Annotated in this window: 18 protein-coding genes; 11 read left to right on the forward strand and 7 right to left on the reverse strand. The window is 74.5% G+C overall.

Going from position 1 to position 16,507, the window contains the following annotated elements; translation table 11 throughout:
- Nucleotides 1-132: 132 nt before the first annotated feature.
- From ACNAVT_RS05425 to ACNAVT_RS05440, 4 genes are all read left to right on the forward strand, one after another.
- A complete protein-coding gene (locus tag ACNAVT_RS05425) occupies nucleotides 133-786 on the forward strand; it encodes a class I SAM-dependent DNA methyltransferase (protein WP_416293389.1) in 654 nt (217 codons plus the stop codon).
- Nucleotides 783-1,760 (forward strand): asparaginase, encoded by a 978-nt coding sequence (locus ACNAVT_RS05430; RefSeq protein WP_416293390.1) that lies wholly within the window; start codon nucleotides 783-785, stop codon nucleotides 1,758-1,760. Before ACNAVT_RS05425 ends, ACNAVT_RS05430 begins: the two co-directional genes overlap by 4 nt.
- A 30-nt stretch (nucleotides 1,761-1,790) precedes the next feature.
- Nucleotides 1,791-2,033, forward strand: coding sequence for a DUF5522 domain-containing protein (locus ACNAVT_RS05435; RefSeq protein ID WP_416293392.1), 243 nt, complete (start codon nucleotides 1,791-1,793; stop codon nucleotides 2,031-2,033).
- A gap of 136 nt (nucleotides 2,034-2,169) precedes the next feature.
- Nucleotides 2,170-2,724, forward strand: a complete 555-nt coding sequence (locus ACNAVT_RS05440; protein WP_416293394.1) for a hypothetical protein — start codon at nucleotides 2,170-2,172, stop codon at nucleotides 2,722-2,724.
- A 33-nt stretch (nucleotides 2,725-2,757) separates the two neighbouring features.
- On the opposite strand, the gene ACNAVT_RS05445 is transcribed toward ACNAVT_RS05440, so the two are convergent.
- The gene (locus ACNAVT_RS05445; protein ID WP_416293396.1) at nucleotides 2,758-3,444 is read right to left on the reverse strand and encodes a metal-dependent transcriptional regulator; all 687 of its coding nucleotides are present in this window, start codon (nucleotides 3,442-3,444) and stop codon (nucleotides 2,758-2,760) included.
- Nucleotides 3,445-3,541: 97 nt separating this feature from the next.
- Here ACNAVT_RS05445 and ACNAVT_RS05450 point away from each other — a divergent pair, with 97 nt between their 5' ends.
- From ACNAVT_RS05450 to ACNAVT_RS05460, 3 genes are all read left to right on the forward strand, one after another.
- Nucleotides 3,542-4,384, forward strand: a complete 843-nt coding sequence (locus tag ACNAVT_RS05450) for a sulfurtransferase (RefSeq protein WP_416293398.1) — start codon at nucleotides 3,542-3,544, stop codon at nucleotides 4,382-4,384.
- A gap of 63 nt (nucleotides 4,385-4,447) precedes the next feature.
- On the forward strand, nucleotides 4,448-5,629 hold the full coding sequence (locus tag ACNAVT_RS05455; RefSeq protein ID WP_416293400.1) for an acetoin utilization protein AcuC: 1,182 nt from the start codon (nucleotides 4,448-4,450) through the stop codon (nucleotides 5,627-5,629).
- A 47-nt stretch (nucleotides 5,630-5,676) separates the two neighbouring features.
- The gene (locus ACNAVT_RS05460; protein WP_416293584.1) at nucleotides 5,677-8,211 is read left to right on the forward strand and encodes a GNAT family N-acetyltransferase; all 2,535 of its coding nucleotides are present in this window, start codon (nucleotides 5,677-5,679) and stop codon (nucleotides 8,209-8,211) included.
- Nucleotides 8,212-8,261: 50 nt separating this feature from the next.
- Here the strand turns inward: ACNAVT_RS05460 and sigB are convergent, their stop codons facing one another.
- Entirely contained in the window at nucleotides 8,262-9,299 is a 1,038-nt protein-coding gene (gene sigB, locus ACNAVT_RS05465; RefSeq protein ID WP_416293401.1) for an RNA polymerase sigma factor SigB, read from the reverse strand.
- Between the two features lie 224 nt (nucleotides 9,300-9,523).
- Here sigB and ACNAVT_RS05470 point away from each other — a divergent pair, with 224 nt between their 5' ends.
- On the forward strand, nucleotides 9,524-10,312 hold the full coding sequence (locus ACNAVT_RS05470) for a sporulation protein (protein WP_416293403.1): 789 nt from the start codon (nucleotides 9,524-9,526) through the stop codon (nucleotides 10,310-10,312).
- 48 nt (nucleotides 10,313-10,360) lie between these two features.
- Here ACNAVT_RS05470 and dtd read toward each other — a convergent pair whose 3' ends face one another.
- Nucleotides 10,361-10,783, reverse strand: coding sequence for a D-aminoacyl-tRNA deacylase (gene dtd / locus ACNAVT_RS05475; protein ID WP_416293405.1), 423 nt, complete (start codon nucleotides 10,781-10,783; stop codon nucleotides 10,361-10,363).
- Nucleotides 10,783-12,267, reverse strand: a complete 1,485-nt coding sequence (locus ACNAVT_RS05480; protein WP_416293407.1) for a methyltransferase — start codon at nucleotides 12,265-12,267, stop codon at nucleotides 10,783-10,785. The genes dtd and ACNAVT_RS05480 overlap by 1 nt, the downstream gene beginning before the upstream one ends.
- A gap of 185 nt (nucleotides 12,268-12,452) precedes the next feature.
- On the opposite strand from ACNAVT_RS05480, the gene ACNAVT_RS05485 reads away from it, so the two are divergent.
- Entirely contained in the window at nucleotides 12,453-13,673 is a 1,221-nt protein-coding gene (locus tag ACNAVT_RS05485) for a S8 family serine peptidase (protein WP_416293408.1), read from the forward strand.
- Nucleotides 13,674-13,781: 108 nt separating this feature from the next.
- Nucleotides 13,782-14,357 (forward strand): HhH-GPD-type base excision DNA repair protein, encoded by a 576-nt coding sequence (locus ACNAVT_RS05490; RefSeq protein ID WP_416293409.1) that lies wholly within the window; start codon nucleotides 13,782-13,784, stop codon nucleotides 14,355-14,357.
- Nucleotides 14,358-14,419: 62 nt separating this feature from the next.
- On the opposite strand, the gene ACNAVT_RS05495 is transcribed toward ACNAVT_RS05490, so the two are convergent.
- Both ACNAVT_RS05495 and ACNAVT_RS05500 read right to left on the reverse strand, forming a co-directional pair.
- Entirely contained in the window at nucleotides 14,420-14,731 is a 312-nt protein-coding gene (locus tag ACNAVT_RS05495) for a hypothetical protein (protein ID WP_416293411.1), read from the reverse strand.
- Entirely contained in the window at nucleotides 14,721-15,032 is a 312-nt protein-coding gene (locus ACNAVT_RS05500; RefSeq protein ID WP_416293413.1) for a hypothetical protein, read from the reverse strand. The genes ACNAVT_RS05495 and ACNAVT_RS05500 overlap by 11 nt, the downstream gene beginning before the upstream one ends.
- Nucleotides 15,033-15,136: 104 nt before the next feature.
- Between ACNAVT_RS05500 and ACNAVT_RS05505 the strand changes: the two genes are divergently transcribed.
- The gene (locus tag ACNAVT_RS05505) at nucleotides 15,137-15,496 is read left to right on the forward strand and encodes a DUF3099 domain-containing protein (protein WP_416293415.1); all 360 of its coding nucleotides are present in this window, start codon (nucleotides 15,137-15,139) and stop codon (nucleotides 15,494-15,496) included.
- 100 nt (nucleotides 15,497-15,596) lie between these two features.
- Here the strand turns inward: ACNAVT_RS05505 and ACNAVT_RS05510 are convergent, their stop codons facing one another.
- Complete coding sequence (locus ACNAVT_RS05510; RefSeq protein WP_416293417.1) at nucleotides 15,597-16,496, reverse strand: carbohydrate kinase family protein; 900 nt, start codon at nucleotides 16,494-16,496, stop codon at nucleotides 15,597-15,599.
- Between the last annotated feature and the right edge of the window lie 11 nt (nucleotides 16,497-16,507).

The following is a 16,507-nucleotide window of genomic DNA, read 5'->3' on the forward strand; positions in this document are numbered from 1 at the left end:
GGGTGCGGCCGGATTCGACAGCGGTCCGGGAAAACTTTCCCGGAGCCTCTCACGCGGAGGTGGCCGACCAGGGCGACCACCAACCCCGCGTGGCCCCGAGACGGGCGCGGCTGGCGACTAGGGTGGCTGGTCGTGACCGAACCGACCTGGCTGACCGAGACCCGCGCCGCGTACGACACGGTCGCGGTGGACTACGCCCGGCTTCTCCCCGACGTGGTGGAGGGCCCGCTCGACCGGGGCATGCTGGCCGCCTTCGCCGAGCTGGTCGGCCCCGGTCGACCTGTGCTGGAGGTGGGCTGCGGGACCGGCCGGATCACCGCCCACCTGCGCGACCTCGGGCTGGACGTGTCCGGCGTCGACCTCTCGCCCGGGATGATCGAGGTGGCCCGCCGGACCTGTCCGGGGCTGCGCTTCGAGATCGGCTCGATGACCGCCCTGGCGCTGCCCGACGCCGGCCTGGCCGGCCTCGTCGCCTGGTACTCGATCATCCACCTGCCGCCGGAGCTGCTGCCCGCTGTTTTCGCCGAGTTCCACCGGGTGCTCGCTCCCGGCGGTCAGCTCCTGCTCGCCGTCAAGGCCGGCGACCAACGGATCCGCCTCGAGCAGGCGTACGGCCACACCGTCTCGTACGACATGCACTGGCTGCCGCCGGACCGGCTCGCCGACCAGCTCGCCGAGGCCGGCCTGGTCGTGCGGGCACAGCTGGTCCGGGAGGCGGAGGGCGTCGACAAGGGACCGCAGGCGTTCCTGCTGGCCGAGCGGCCGGAGGGGACGGTGGCCCGGTGACCGTCGCACTGTTCACCCTCGGTGGCACGATCGCCATGGCCGGGAGCGCCGGCCAGGGCGTGGTCAACCGGCTCACCGGGGCCGAGCTCACCGCCGCCGTGCCTGGACTGGCGGACATTCCGCTCGACGTCCACGACGTGCAGGCGGTGCCGAGCGCCGCGCTGACGTACCGGCAGATGCTGGACCTGGTCGACGCGTCGGGTGCGGCGGTGGCCGCCGGGGCGAGCGGCGCGGTGGTCACCCAGGGCACCGACAGCCTGGAGGAGACCGCGTTCCTGGCCGACCTGGTCTGGCCGCACCCGGCGCCGCTGGTGCTCACCGGCGCGATGCGCAACCCCACCCTGGCCGGCCCCGACGGCCCGGCGAACCTGCTCGCCGCCGCCCGGGTCGCCGCCACACCGGCCGCGCGCGACCTCGGCGTGCTGGTCGCGTTCAACGACGAGATCCACGCTGCCCGGCACGTCCGCAAGACCCACAGCACCAGTACGGCTACCTTCGCCTCGCCCAACGCCGGACCGCTCGGCCACGTGATCGAGGGTGAGGTACGGCTGCTCACCCGGCCGCCCCGGCACGCTCCGCTGCCGCCGGTGGACGCCGATCGGCTGACCGCCACCCGGGTGGCGCTGCACACCGTCACCCTCGACGACGACGTGGCGCTGCTCGACGCGCTCGCTCGGGACCTCGACGGGCTGGTGGTCGCCGGCTTCGGGGTGGGGCACGTGCCGCCGGCCTTCGCCCCGGCGCTCGGCGAGCTGGCCGAACGGATGCCGGTGGTGCTTGCCTCGCGGACCGGCGCCGGGTCGGTGCTGCGGCACACGTACGGGGCGGTCGGCTCGGAGACGGACCTGCTCCGGCGCGGGCTGATCTGTGGGGGGCTGCTCGACCCGTACAAGGCGAAGGTGCTGCTCCGGCTCCTGCTGGCCGGCGGTGCCGACCGAGCCGCGATCACCGACGCCTTCCACCGGCACGGGTGAGCCCGGGTGCGGCCTCCGTAGACTCGGCCGGTGAATGGAGAGCGACGACCCCTGGCGGACCGGGCGTTGACCGAGCCGCACCCGTCCCGGCTGTCGCCCGACCATCCGCGGCGGGAGCGGATCCTGGCCGCGCACGGGGCTGCCCTGGCCGCGGGGGAGGCCGGCTACCTCGACCCGGAGACCGGTCTGTTCGTGCTCACCGCCGGCTTTCTCGCCCGCCGGGGCACCTGCTGCGGGCGCGGCTGCCGGCACTGCCCGTACGTGGACGACTGATGCCCGGTGGTCGTGTTCGCGCCCGTTCGGGATCAGCGGGCGGGGTTCGACCCGTCCCGGGGCTTTCGCGTCGGCGGGGTTGCCCGTACGGTGTCCGACGGACGTCCGGCGGGGAACCGCCGACGAGGGCGAAGGGGTGAGCGTGCAGGCGCGGATCTGGTTCGCCGGCGCGGCCGTACTGCTGACCGCCGGCTGCGCCGCGGAGGCCCCGCGGGTGGCGGTGCCGGCGGCGGAACCGTCCACGGTCGAGGTCGCCGCGGCCTCCTCGGGCGGCGCGTGCCGGCTGCTCGATTTCGGGGTGATCGCGAAGCACACCGGCGGCCAGTTCGACGTGGCCGCCTCCGTGGAGCGGGGCGACACGCACACCTGTGTGGTACGCGCCGAGGGCGCCCTGCTGCCGGAACTGACCCTCACCGTCACCGACACGTCGCTCGACACGTCGAGCTTCACCATGGACGTGCAGCCCCGCGGCGCGAAGAAGGTCGCCAAGCTGGGGAAGATCGCCTACCGGCAGACCCTGCCGAAGACCGGCAAGGTCGGGCCGTCGGCCGAGGTGGGCTGGCTCGCCACCGAGGGGCGGCTCGCCACCCTCCGCTGGACCTGCCCGCGCGGCGCGGACGAGGCGGAGGCCGAGCAGGTGGCGGGCACGCTCGTCAACCTGGCCAAGGCGGTGGACACCCGCCGGCTCTGACCGGCGGGTCGGCGGAGGCCCCCGACCGGCCGGTCAGCGAGCCGCGACGAACACCCGGGAGGCCACCTCGCGGGGCAGCCGGATCCGGTCGCCCGAGCGGTCGATGGAGACGCCGTCGCGCTCCTGCGCCACGGTCACCATGGCGCCCGGGTCGACGCCGGCCGCGTGCAGCTGCCGGAGCACCTCCGCGTCGGTCTGCACGCTCTCGCAGATCCGCCGCACCACCACCGGGCCGGAGAGGCCGGGGAAGGCCAGGTTGCGCTCGCCCTCCATCGGGTCGGCCTCGGGCTGGCCGGGCTCGCCCAGCTCCTCCAGGCCGGGGATGGGGTTGCCGTACGGCGAGCGGGTCGGGCGGTTGAGCAGGTCGTAGACCCGCTTCTCCACCGCGTCGCTCATCACGTGCTCCCACCGGCAGGCCTCGTCGTGGGCCTCCTCGTAGGGCATCCCGATCACGTTCACCAGCAGCAGCTCGGCCAGCCGGTGCTTGCGCATCACCGAGACGGCGGTGCCGCGGCCCAGCGGGGTGAGCGACAGGTGCCGGTCACCCTCGACGGTGAGCAGGCCGTCCCGCTCCATCCGGGCGACGGTCTGGCTGACGGTGGGACCGCTCTGCTTCAGCCGCTCCGCGATCCGGGCGCGCAGCGGCGGCACCCCCTCCTCCTCCAGCTCGAGGATGGTGCGCAGGTACATTTCGGTCGTATCGACCAGGTCATGCTTCACGTCACGGCCTCCCGGTCGTCGATGCTACCCCGGACCCCCGACACCCGGCCGCCGCCGAGTCGCCGGCCTGCTGCCCGGATGGTGTTGACTGGACCGCATGTCCGGAACCGTTGACCTGCTGGTCGAGCCCGACCAGCTCGCCGCCGAACTCGATCGCGCCGACCCGCCCGTTCTGCTCGACGTCCGCTGGCGGCTCGCCGGGCCGCCCGCCCGGGACGACTACGCCGCCGGCCACCTGCCCGGTGGCGTCTTCGTCGACCTGGACACCGAGCTCTGCGGGCAGCCGGGTGCCGCCGGCCGGCACCCGCTGCCCGACCCCGCCGCCCTCCAGGCCGCGCTGCGCGCCGCCGGGGTCCGCGCCGGTCACCCCGTCGTCGTGTACGACGGCGGCGACGGCATGTCGGCCGCCCGGGCCTGGTGGACGCTGCGCTGGGCCGGCCACCGGGCGGTCCGGGTGCTCCACGGCGGCTTCCCGGCCTGGGTGGCCACCGGCCTGCCGGTCTCCACCGAGGCGCCCACCCCGGTGCCCGGGGACGTCACGGTCACCCCGGGTGAGCTGCCGGTGCTCGACGCGGGGCAGGCCGCCCGGCTGGCCGCCGCCGATGCCGGGGTGCTGCTCGACGTGCGGGCCGCCCCGCGCTACCGGGGCGAGACCGAGCCGATCGACCCGGTCGCCGGGCACGTGCCGGGCGCGGTCAACCTGCCCGCGCCGGAGTACGTCACCGACGGCCGGTTCCCCGCCGCCGAGGCGCTGCGCCAGCGGTTCGCCGCCGCCGGTGTCGCCGAGGGCGCGCCGGTCGGGGCGTACTGCGGCTCCGGGGTGACCGCCGCCCAGGCGGTCCTGGCCCTGCACCTCGCCGGCCGCCCGGACGCCGCCCTGTACGTCGGCTCGTGGAGCAACTGGGTGGCCGACCCGGACCGTTCGGTGGCCACCGGCTAGACAACTGGCCGCTGAGCAGCACGGAACGTGGGCGCGGTCGGGCACGCGTGCGACGATGGCCGCATGGCGGACGAAACGGTGGTGGTGTGGGACGAAGCACTGCTCGGCTACGACATGGGTGATCATCCCCTCGACCCGGTCCGGGTCGAGTTGACCATGGCGCTCGCCCGCGAGCTCGGCGTGCTGGACCGGCCCGGGGTCCGGCTGGTCAAGCCGGAGCCGGCCGACGACGAGCTGCTGACCCGGGTGCACGACCCGCGCTACCTGGACGCGGTGCGGGCCGCGCCCCGGGACCCGCTGTTCGCCGGCTTCGGGCTGGGCACCTCGGACAATCCGATCTTCGACGGCATGCACGAGGCCAGCGCGCTGATCGCCGGGGCGAGCGTGGCCGCCGCCGAGGCGGTGTGGCGCGGGGAGGCCCGCCGGGCGGTCAACGTGGCCGGCGGGCTGCACCACGCCATGCCGGCCAGGGCCGCCGGCTTCTGCGTCTACAACGACCCCGCGGTGGCCATCGCCCGCCTGCTCGACCTGGGCGCGGAGCGGATCGCGTACGTGGACGTGGACGTGCACCACGGCGACGGCGTGCAGGAGATCTTCTACCGCGACCCCCGGGTGCTCACGGTCAGCCTGCACGAGACCCCGCTCGCGCTCTTCCCCGGCACCGGGTTCCCCGACGAGACCGGCGGTCCGGGCGCCGAGGGGAGCGCGGTCAACGTGCCGCTACCGCCGGGCACCGGCGACGCCGGCTGGCAGCGCGCGTTCCATGCCGTCGTGCCGTCGGTGCTGCGGGTGTTCCGGCCCCAGGTTCTGGTCACCCAGTGCGGGGCGGACGGCCACCGGCTCGACCCCCTGGCCGACCTGCGCCTCTCCGTCGACGGGCAGCGGGCCACCTACCAGACGCTGCGGGCGCTCGCCGACGAGTTCTGCGACGGCCGCTGGGTGGCCTTCGGTGGCGGCGGGTACGCGCTGGTCGAGGTGGTGCCCCGGGCGTGGACGCACCTGCTCGCCGTGGCCACCGGGGAGCCGATCGACCCGGCCACGCTCACCCCGCCCGCCTGGCGGGAGTTGGCGGCCAGGCGGCGGCCCGGACACGAGGTGCCGCTGCGGATGACCGACGACGTCGACCCGTCGTACGAGCCGTGGCAGCCCAACGGCGAGCCGGACGCGGTGGGCCGGGCGGTCGCGGCCACCCGCCGGGCGGTCTTCCCGCTGCTCGGGCTCGACCCGCACGACCCGCGCGACTGATCCCGGCGGTAGGGGAGGACCGACCGGTGACCACCGTCGAGCAACCGATGGACGTGCTGCTCAGCGACGGCACGACCGTCCAGCTGCGGCAGATCCGTCCCGAGGACGCGCCGGAGATCGTGGCGATGCACTCGCGCTTCTCCGAGCGCACCCGCTACCTGCGCTACTTCTCGCCGTACCCGCGGATCCCCGAGCGGGACCTGCGCCGGTTCGTCAACGTCGACCACCGGGACCGGGAGGCGTTCGTGGTGCTGGCCGGCGACCGGATCGTCGCCGTGGGCCGGTACGAGCGGCTCGGCCCCGGGTCGCCGGAGGCCGAGGTGGCCTTCGTGGTGGAGGACGCGTACCAGGGCCGGGGGATCGGCTCGGTGCTGCTGGAGCACCTGGCCGACACGGCCCGCCGGTTCGGCATCGTGCACTTCGTCGCCGAGGTGCTCCCGGCCAACGGGGCGATGCTGCGGGTCTTCTCCGACTTCGGCTACCAGGTCCAGCGCCAGTACGCCGACGGCGTGGTGCACCTGAGCTTCCCGATTGCCCCCACCGAGGTGACCCTGGAGGTGCAGCGCGGCCGGGAGCACCGCACCGAGGCCCGCTCGATCGCCCGGCTGCTCGCCCCGCGCGGCATCGCCGTCTACGGGGCCAGCACCACCGGGCAGGGCGTCGGCGCGGCCCTGCTCGGGCACCTGCGCGACGGCGGGTTCACCGGCGCGATCGTCCCGGTGCACCCGACCGCGGCGACCGTGGCGGGGCTGCCCGCGTACCCGTCGGCGGCCGATGCCGGGCTCGACGTCGACCTGGCGGTGGTGTCGGTCGCGCCGGAGGCGGCGACCGAGGTGGTCGCCGACGCCGCGAAGGCCGGGGCGCACGGCCTGGTGGTGATCTCGGCCGGGTTCGCCGAGTCCGGGCCGGCGGGGGCGGCCGTCCAGCGCGCCCTGGTCCGCGCCGCCCACCTGGCCGGCATGCGGGTGGTCGGCCCGAACTGCCTCGGCCTCGCCAACACCGACGAGACGGTGCGCCTCAACGCCACCCTCGCCCCGGTGCTGCCCGCGCCCGGCCGGGTCGGCATCTTCAGCCAGTCCGGCGCGTTCGGGGTGGCCCTGCTCGCCGAGGCGTCCCGGCGCGGGCTCGGCCTGTCCAGCTTCGTCTCCGCCGGCAACCGGGCCGACGTCTCCGGCAACGACCTACTTCAATACTGGCAGGACGACCCCGGCACCGACGTGATCACGCTCTATCTGGAGACCTTCGGCAACCCGCGCAAGTTCGCCCGGCTGGCCCGGCGGATCGGCCGGAGCAAGCCGATCGTCGCGCTCGCCTCGCTGGCCCGCCCGCCCGGTCTCGGCGACGGCCCGGCGCTGGACGCCGCCGCGGTCAGCGCGCTCTTCGCCCAGTCCGGGGTGATCCGGGTGGACACCGTCGCCGAGTTGCTCGACGTGGGAGTGCTCCTGGCCCACCAGCCGCTGCCGGCCGGGCGCCGGGTGGCCGTGGTCGGCAACTCGTCGGCGCTGACCGGGTTGGCCGCCACCGCCTGTGCCGCCCAGGGCCTCACCGTCGCCGACGGCTACCCGCACGACGTCGGCCCCCGGGCCGGCGCCGCCGAGTACGCCGCCGCGCTCGCCGCCTCGGCCGCCGACGAGCGGGTGGACGCCGTGGTGGCGCTCTTCGCGCCGCCGCTGCCCGGCCAGCTCACCGGCCCGGAGGCGGACTTCACCGCCGCCCTGCCCGACGCGCGGGCCGCCGGCAAGCCGGTGGTGGCGACCTTCCTCGCCGGCCGGGTGCCCGCCGGGGTGCCGGCGTATCCGAGCGTGGAGGAGGCGGTGCGGGCCCTCGCCCGGGTCGCCACGTACGCCGACTGGCTGCGCCGCCCGCCGGGTGTGCTGCCCGAGCTGGCCCGGGCGGACCGGGCGGCCGGGCAGGCCGCGTTGCGGGCCGACGGCGCGGATCCGGCGGCGCTGCTGCGGGCGTACGGGATCGACGTGGTGGAGTCGACGCCGGCCCGCTCGGCCGACGAGGCGGTCGGGGCCGCGGAGCGACTCGGCTTTCCGGTCGCCCTCAAGGCCGCCGCCCCTGGGCTGCGGCACCGGCTCGACCTCGGCGCGGTCCGGCTCGACCTGGCCGACCCGGCCGCGCTGCGGCGCGCGTACGCCGAGCTGGCCCCGGTCTTCGGCGCGGACGTCCTGGTCCAGCCGATGGTTCCGCCCGGCGTCGCCTGCGTCGTGGAGCTGGTGGAGGATCCGGCGTTCGGGCCGGTGGTCGGCTTCGGCCTGGGCGGCGTCGCCACGGAGCTGCTCGGTGACCGGGCCTGGCGGGCGGTGCCGCTGACCGACCGGGATGCCGCCGAGCTGGTCGACGAGCCGCGGGCCGCGCCGCTGCTGCGCGGTCACCGGGGTGCCGCGTCGGTGGACCGGGCGGCGTTGGTCGACCTGCTGCTGCGGGTCGGGCGGCTCGCCGACGAGCAGCCCCGGGTGCGCTCGCTCACCCTCAACCCGGTGCTGGCCCGCCCGGACGGCATCTCGGTGCTGCACGCAACCGTCCGCGCCGGCGTCGAATTCCCCCGCCCCGACACCGGCCCCCGCCGGCTGTAGAGCACCGGAGGCCCCGGCGAACCGCCGGGGCCTCCGTGGGGCGGGCGCGCTCAGCAGGCGTACGCCTCCAGGCGGTTCGCCCGCTCCGGGGCGCGCAGCTTCAACAGCGTCACCTTCTCGATCTGCCGGATCCGCTCCCGGGACAGCCCGAACTCGCGGCCCACCTCGTCGAGGGTGCGCTGCCGGCCGTCGTCCAGGCCGAACCGCAGCCGGATCACCGCCTGCTCCCGCTGGGAGAGGGTGGCCAGCACGATCCGTACCTCGTTGCGCAGCTCCCCGTTGGCGGCGGCGTCGCCCGGCTCCTCGCGCGGGTCCACCGCCGCGACGAAGTCACCCAGCGCGCTCTCCCCGTCCTCGCCGACCGCCTGGTCCAGGCTCACCGGCTCCCGGTCGTACGAGATCAGCTCGATGACCTGGAAGTCGGGCATCTCCAGCGCCTTCGCCACCTCGGCGACGGTGGGCTCCCGGCCCAGCGTGACCGACAGCTCGCGGCGCACCCGGACCATCCGGTTGACCTGCTCGACCATGTGCACCGGGATGCGGATGGTGCGGGCCTGGTCGGCCATGGCGCGGGTGATGGCCTGGCGGATCCACCAGGTGGCGTAGGTGGAGAACTTGTAGCCCTTGGTGTAGTCGAACTTCTCGACCGCGCGGATCAGGCCGAGGTTGCCCTCCTGGATCAGGTCGAGGAAGGCCATGCCGCGACCGGTGTAGCGCTTCGCGATGCTCACCACCAGCCGCAGGTTTGCCTCCAGCAGGTGGTCCTTGGCGGCGCGGCCCTCCGCCACGATCAGCTCCAGGTCGGCCCGCAGCTCGGCGAAGACCGGCGTGCAGGTGGACAGCTTCTCCTCGGCGAACAGGCCGGCCTCGATCCGCTTGCTCAGCTCGACCTCCTGTGCGGCGGTGAGCAGCTTGGTGCGGCCGATGCCGTTCAGGTAGGCCCGGACCAGGTCGGTGGAGACGCCGCGCTCGTCGGTGGCGTCCAGATCGGTCAGGGTAGCCTCCACTTCGCGCGGGTTGTCCGCGCCGTGCTCGGCGTCGACGGTGGCAGCCGGGCGCGTCTGGTGCTCGATCATCTGCTGGGCCATCTCTGTATCTCCCCGTGTCCTTCGTGCCCTACCGGATTCCGCACCGTGGGTCGGCGCGGTGATGCCGGTGAAGACAGCTTGGCGGTCGGGGCGTGAAACGGGAGTGAGGCGATCGGGGAACCGACAGCAATCCGGGCGGAACGTCCGATGTCGCGGGCCGGATCCGGTTACCGTGCCAGCGGCGGCCGGCGAGGTTCGCCCAGCTCAGGCGATCGGAGGACGCGGTGGTCTTCAAGCGGCTCAGGCAGGCGATGGGAGTGGGCGGTCCGTCGGTGGAGATGGTGCTCGTCGACCCCGGCTGCCGTCCCGGTGGCCACCTTGAGGGCCGCGTCCAGCTGGTCGGTGGGGACCACCCGGTGGACGTCACCCATGTCGCGCTCGGCCTGGTCACCCGGGTCGCGGTGGAGGGCGGCGACGCGGCGTACGACACCCCGCAGGAGTTCGGTCACCGGCGGGTGACGGGCGCGGTCCGGCTGGATCCTGGGCAGCGGTACGACGTGCCGTTCCGCTTCGAGGTGCCCTGGGAGACCCCGCTGACCGACCTGTACGGCCAGCCCCTGCACGGCATGACGATCGGGCTGCGTGCCGAGCTGGAGGTGGCCCGGGCGGTCGACCAGGGCGACCTGGAGCCGGTGGCGGTGCATCCGCTGCCCGCCCAGGAGCGCATCCTGGAGGCGCTGCTGCGGCTGGGCTTCCGGTTCGCCCGGGCCGACATCGAACGCGGGCACCTCTACGGCGTGCACCAGACGCTGCCGTTCTATCAGGAGATCGAGTTCCTCCCGGCGCCGCCGTACGCCGGCGCGATCAACCAGTTGGAGGTCATCTTCGTGACCGACCCGCACCGGATGCAGCTGGTGCTGGAGGTCGACAAGCGGGGCGGCCGGGTCTCGGCGGGCCGCGACGCCTTCGGCCGCTTCACCGTGGAGCACGCCACCGTGGACCGCACCGACTGGGCCGCCCAGCTGGACGCCTGGCTCCGCCAGTCCCTCCACCACCACGGCCTCTTCTCCTGACAGTGGCCCTTCCGCGACGCGAACTTCTTGATCAACAAGCCGGAGGGGTCAGAGGTCCAGGAGGAGGGTGCGGGGGCCGACGTTGGTGCTCTCGACCAGCATGTGGGTGCGGAACCGGCCGGTCTCGACCTTGGCGCCGCGGGCGCGCAGCTCTTCGACGACCGCTGTCACCAGGGGCTCGGCCTGCTCGGCGGGGGCCGCCGCGATCCAGCTCGGTCGGCGGCCCTTGCGGGCGTCGCCATAGAGGGTGAACTGGCTGACCACCAGGATCGGCGCGCCGGTGTCGGCGGCACTCTTCTCGTCATCCATGATGCGCAGCTCGTGGATCTTGCGGGCCATGGTGGCCGCCACCTGCGGGGTGTCGGCGTGGGTCACCCCGAGGAGCACCAGCAGACCGTCCGCGATCTCGCCGACCACCTCGCCGTCGACGGTCACGCTGGCCCGGCTGACGGTCTGCACCACCGCCCGCATCAGCCCTCCACCGGCTCGATGATGCCCCGCTCGACCAGATGCGCCACGATCGGGCCGGCCGCCTCGGCCAGCTCGTCGGGGGTGACGTCGTGCGCGGCCGCGAGCAGGGCGAGCTGATCACGCAGCGGCAGTCGGCCGTCCGCGCCGCCGACCAGGGCCAGCACCAGCGGGTCGATCTCCTCCGACCAGCGCAACCCGTGCGGCATGGCGAGGACCTGCCGGTCCACCGCCCAGCCCTCGTCGCCCATGGTCGCCTCCTGCCGCAGCTGGAGTCCCTCGGCGGCCCGGTAGCGCGCGGCGAGCAGCCCGTCGGTGTCGCGTACCCGGAGCCAGTCCTGCCGGTCGAACCACCCGGCGATCCGGTCGCCCATCGGTGGCTCCACCCGTTGGCGCAGGTCCTCGACGCGGACGACCGGCTGGTCGTGGCCGGACCGGCGCAGCGAGACGATGCCGAAGCCGATCGCCTCCACCTTGTGCGCGTCGAACCAGTCCAGCCAGGCCGCCATCCGCTGCGGGTCGGCCGCCTCGCCGACGTCGGTCAGCCAGAGGTTGACGTACGCCATCGGGTCGGCCACCTCGCGCTGGATCACCCAGGCGTCCAGCCCGGTGCCGGCGAACCAGCCGGCCACCCGCTCGTCCCACTCCTCACCGGTGACGTGCACCCAGTTGGCCAGATACTGCATCGTGCCGCCCTCGGTGAGCAGCTGCGGGGCGGCGGCGGCCAGTTCGGCGCCGATCGCGTCACCGACCCGCCCCGAGTCCCGGTAGACGTGCGTGGTGGTGCCGGGTCCGACCACGAACGGCGGGTTGCTGACCACCAGGTCGAAGCGACGCCCGGCGACCGGCGCCACCAGGTCGCCGCGGAGCAGCTCCCAGTCCTGCCCGTTGAGGGCGGCGGTGGTGGCGGCGAAGCGCAGCGCCCGTTCGGAGACGTCGGTCGCGGTCACCCGCCGGGCGTGGGTGGACAGGTGCAGGGCCTGGACGCCGGAGCCGGTGCCCAGGTCCAGCGCGGTCTCCACCGGGCGGCGGACGGCGGCGCCGATCAGCGTCTGGGTGGCCCCGCCGATGCCGAGCACATGCTCGCTGTGCAGCGGCTTCCCGGGCCGGGCGCTGGCCGGCACGTCGGCGAGCACCCACCAGTCGTCCCCGTACGGCTCCAGGTCGACGCCGGCGCGCAGGCCGTCGGCGTACCGCTCGACGATCCCGCCGGCGACGGCCTCCTCCACCGTCAGCGGGGCGAGCGCGGCGGCCACCGCCGCCTCCGGCTCGGTCTGGTCGCAGATGAAGACCCGGATCAGCGTGGCCAGCGGGTCGCGGTCCTCGGTGGCGCGTAGCGCGGCCCGGAAGTCGTTGCGGGCCACCCCGCCGGTGGCCTGCACGCCGAGCCGGTCGGCGATGCCGTTGGCGGTGAAGCGTGCCCGGGCCAGCGCGGTCCGCAGCGCCTCGACGCCGGCGGGGGAGAGCAGCATGTCTTGACGATCCACGTCGCCATCCTGCCCTCCCGGGGGCGCCCGTCGGCCGGCACCCACGACATCCATACCGCAACCCCCATACATTGGCGATGCTCTCTTTTATTGACTTCGATGTATGGCTACCATCTCCCCCAACATCCGTCGATGGGCGCCCCCGACGGCCACGAGCCGGGGTGCGCCCGGTAGGGAGCCTGACGATGACCGACGTGTCCGTTCCCCGGCGCCGCGCGCTGCGTGCGCTCGCCGTCGCGGCAACCGCCGCGGCCCTCGCCGCCGCCGCCTCCACCCCCTCCCTCGCCGCCCCCACCGGCGACATCCGCTACGCCTCCGCCCCCGACGCCGTCAGCGGCAGCTACCTGGTGGTGCTCAAGGGCGACGCCGTCGGTGCCGCCAACAGCCTCGCCGCCCGCACGGCGGTCCCGGGCCGCGCCGCCGGTCTCGCCAAGCGCTACGGCGGCACGGTCGGCACCGTGTGGAGCGCCGCCCTCACCGGCTACAGCGCGAAGATGAGCCCCGGCCAGGCCCGCCGGCTCGCCACCGACCCGGCCGTCGCATACGTCGAGCAGGACCGGGTGGTCACCACCCAGGCCACCCAGACCGGCGCGACCTGGGGGCTGGACCGGATCGACCAGCGCAACCTGCCGCTGAACGGCAGCTACACCTACCCGAACACGGCCACCAACGTGCGGGCGTACATCATCGACACCGGCATCCGGACCTCGCACAGCCAGTTCGGCGGCCGGGCGACCTGGGGCACCAACACCGTGGACAGCAACAACACCGACTGCAACGGCCACGGCACGCACGTCGCCGGCACGGTCGGCGGCAGCACATACGGCGTGGCCAAGGGCGTACGCCTGATCGCGGTCAAGGTGCTCAACTGCTCCGGCAGCGGTAGCACCACCGGGGTCATCTCCGGCGTCAACTGGGTCACCGCGAACTCGGTGAAGCCGGCCGTGGCCAACATGAGCCTCGGCGGTGGCGCCAGCACCACCCTCGACAACGCGGTGGCCAGCTCGATCAGCTCCGGCGTCACGTACGCCATCGCGGCCGGCAACTCCAACGCCAACGCCTGCAACTCCTCGCCGGCCCGGGTCGCCTCCGCGATCACCGTCGGCGCCACCACCAGCACCGACGCCCGCGCGTCGTACTCCAACTACGGGTCCTGCCTGGACATCTTCGCCCCGGGCTCGTCGATCACTTCCTCGTGGAGCACCAGCGACACCGCCACCAACACGATCAGCGGCACCTCGATGGCCACGCCGCACGTGGCCGGCGCGGCGGCGCTGGTGCTCGGCGCGAACCCGTCGTACACGCCGGCCCAGGTGGCCAGCTACCTCACCACCAACGCCACCACCGGCAAGGTGACCAGCCCCGGCACCGGCTCGCCGAACCGGCTGCTCTTCGTCGTCAACTGACGACCCGCCCCACGCGGCCCGGCGGACCGACCCCCTGTCCGCCGGGCCGCGTCGCGTCGTACGGGGAGTCGGCTCGGCGGGCGGCGGTCCGACCGGCAGGATGGAGGCATGACGCTCTCCCTGCCCATCGATTCCGAGGCCAACGAGCTGCTGGCGCGCAGCCCGCTGGCGCTGCTCCTCGGCATGGTGCTCGACCAGCAGGTGCCGATGGAGAAGGCGTTCTCCTCCCCGTACGTCCTCGCGCAGCGGCTGGGCCACGAGCCGGACGCCGGGGAACTGGCCGGGTACGACCCGGAGGCCTTGGTCGCGCTCTTCGCCCAGCCCCCGGCCCTGCACCGGTTCCCCAAGGCCATGGCGGCCCGGGTCCAGGAGGTGTGCCGGGTCCTGGTCGAGCGGTACGACGGTGACCCGGCCCGGCTCTGGTCCGACGCCAAGGACGGCCGCGAGCTGCTGCGCCGGGTCGGCGAGCTGCCCGGCTTCGGCAAGCAGAAGGCGCAGATCTTCGTCGCCCTGCTCGGCAAGCGCTTCGGCATCACCCCGGACGGCTGGCGGGAGGCCGCCGGCGGGTACGGCGGCGCCGACGCCTACCGCTCGGTGGCCGACGTGACCGATCCCGAGTCGCTGCGCCGGGTCCGGGAGTACAAGCAGCGGATGAAGGCGGAGGCCAAGGCCGCGAAGGGCTGACCGGAGCGCCTCTGGCCGGCGCACTCCGGCCGCCCCGCCCGGGCGGCGACGGCCCGGCCCGCTCAGGCGGCGGTGGGGCGGGACAGTGCGGCCAGCGCCCGGCGCACGTCGGCGAGCGAGACGGTCGCCGACTCGTCCAGGTCGGCCAGGCCGGCCTCGATCCACTGCCGCATCAGCGTGGTCACCCCGATGCCGCGCGCCTCGGCGGCGGCCCGGACCCGTTCGTAGGTCTCGAGCGGCAGGCGTACCGAGCGGCTGACCATCGGCACGTCGGTGTCGGGGGTGGGCAGCTCCGCCGGCTGTGTCTCGTCGATCAGGTCGGCGAACGCGTCGCCGCCGTCGTGGAACCGCTTGGTCGCTTCGTTACGGTGCATCGTGACCGCCTCCTCGTCGGCGTGATCTCCGCACGGCCTCGTCGTAGCGCTTGGCCTCGACGTCGCTCAGATCGCGGGCGGAGAGGATGTCCCAGTCGTTGTCGGTGCCGTCGGCCTCGGCCAGCAGCACGGCGAGGCGCCGCCCCCGGTGGTCGGTCGCGTAGACCACCATGACGTCGTCCCCGAGATGCCGGATGACCCGTCGCGTGCTGTGCAGGGCCTCCCAGACTTCCCCGGGCGTGACGTCGTAGACCCGCAGGTTGGCCAACGCCTCGTCGGTGAAGCTGAACCGGTTGCCCACGGGCGGAGCGTACCACGCACGTAACACGCGGCCAGGTTGAGACGATTTTCGCCGACCACCGGCCGCGAGTGACAGGATGAGGGGTAATCCCCTCGAGGAGGTTCGTGGTGAAGCGTCAGGCGTACCAGCCCATCCTGATCACCGACGCCTCGCGCAGCCAGGACGACCAGCTCAACAGCCGGCAGAAGCGTTATGTGCTGATGATGGGCATCCGGGTCGCGTGCCTGGTGGCCGGTGCGATCCTGGTCGGCGCGAAGGCACCTCTGCTCTGGCTCTGGCTGCCGCTGTGCGGCCTCGGGATGGTGTTCATCCCGTGGCTGGCGGTGCTGCTGGCCAACGACCGGCCGCCGAAGGAGCAGCACCGCCTGGCCCACAAGCTCCACCGCCCCCACCGCGACGAAGCCCCACCCAGGTCCCTCCCCGCCGAGGAACCTCCCCACAAGATCATCGACGCCGAACCCTGACGCCTCCGCTCCACCCCGTGACCTTGCACTTCGTGCCTGGGCAGGCACCCGAACCGGGCGCGGACCGGGCCGTGAGTGCAAGACCGGCGCGAGGGAGGGGTCAGGAGGTGGGGCGGGCACCGATCGAGGAGACGGCCAGGGCGCCCAGGTCGCCGGCGCGCGAGAGGGCCGCCCGGGGGTCCGCGCCGGCCAGCCACGCGGTGAGCAGCCCGGCGGCGAAGGCGTCCCCGGCGCCGGTGACGTCCACGACGGGCACCCCGCGGGCGGGTGCCGCCTCGACCGCCCCGGTCCGGTCCACCCAGACCGCGCCGGCCGCGCCCCGCTTGACCACCACCCGCCGGGCCACCGCGGTCAGCGCCCGCCCCTGTGCCGCCGGGTCCAGGCCGCCGGCCAGCACCGTCGCCTCGTCCGTGTTGACCAGCAGCAGGTCGACGTCGCGTACCCAGGTCAGGAAGGTCGCCGCGCCGACCCGCCGCAGCGGTGCCGCGGAGGCCGCGTCGACGCTGGTGGTCAGCCCGCGCTCGCGGGCGGCGGCCAGCGCGCGCAGTCCCGCGCCGCGCGACCCGGCGTCCAGCAGGGTGTACGCGGACAGGTGCAGATGTCCCGCGTCGGGCGCCGCCGCCAGGGCCCGGTCGACCTGTGCGGCGGTCAGCCGTAGGTTCGCCCCGCGCTGGCTGATCATGGTGCGTTCCCCGTCGTGGGTGAGCACGATGACCGTCCCGGTCGGATACCCCTCGTGGCGCTCCACCGCGCAGGCCACCCCGACCCGTTCCAGCTCGGCGACCCGGACGCGGCCCGTCTCGTCGTCGCCGACCGCGGCGGCCAGCGTGACCTCCGCCCCCTGCGCGGCGAGCCAGGCCGCCGTGTTGGCCGCCTGCCCACCACCGCTGAACCGGATTCCGGCCGCGGTGTCCGAACCGGCCGCCAGGGGGCCGGAGAGCACCGCGACCACGTCGGTGATCACATCGCCGACCACGACGATGCGAGGCGACCCGCTCATGCCACCACCTC

The sequence above is a fragment of the Micromonospora sp. SL4-19 genome, assembly GCF_047921475.1.
GTDB lineage: Bacteria > Actinomycetota > Actinomycetes > Mycobacteriales > Micromonosporaceae > Micromonospora.

Bases quoted from the DNA above. Each gene is read 5' to 3' on its own strand.
- ACNAVT_RS05495 (WP_416293411.1), bottom strand. From the start codon at position 14,731: ATGCACCGTAACGAAGCGACCAAGCGGTTCCACGACGGCGGCGACGCG.
- ACNAVT_RS05455 (WP_416293400.1), top strand. From the start codon at position 4,448: ATGGCGGACGAAACGGTGGTGGTGTGGGACGAAGCACTGCTCGGCTAC.
- ACNAVT_RS05460 (WP_416293584.1), top strand. From the start codon at position 5,677: ATGGACGTGCTGCTCAGCGACGGCACGACCGTCCAGCTGCGGCAGATC.
- dtd (WP_416293405.1), bottom strand. From the start codon at position 10,783: ATGCGGGCGGTGGTGCAGACCGTCAGCCGGGCCAGCGTGACCGTCGAC.
- ACNAVT_RS05450 (WP_416293398.1), top strand. From the start codon at position 3,542: ATGTCCGGAACCGTTGACCTGCTGGTCGAGCCCGACCAGCTCGCCGCC.
- ACNAVT_RS05510 (WP_416293417.1), bottom strand. From the start codon at position 16,496: ATGAGCGGGTCGCCTCGCATCGTCGTGGTCGGCGATGTGATCACCGAC.
- ACNAVT_RS05490 (WP_416293409.1), top strand. From the start codon at position 13,782: ATGACGCTCTCCCTGCCCATCGATTCCGAGGCCAACGAGCTGCTGGCG.
- sigB (WP_416293401.1), bottom strand. From the start codon at position 9,299: ATGGCCCAGCAGATGATCGAGCACCAGACGCGCCCGGCTGCCACCGTC.
- ACNAVT_RS05485 (WP_416293408.1), top strand. From the start codon at position 12,453: ATGACCGACGTGTCCGTTCCCCGGCGCCGCGCGCTGCGTGCGCTCGCC.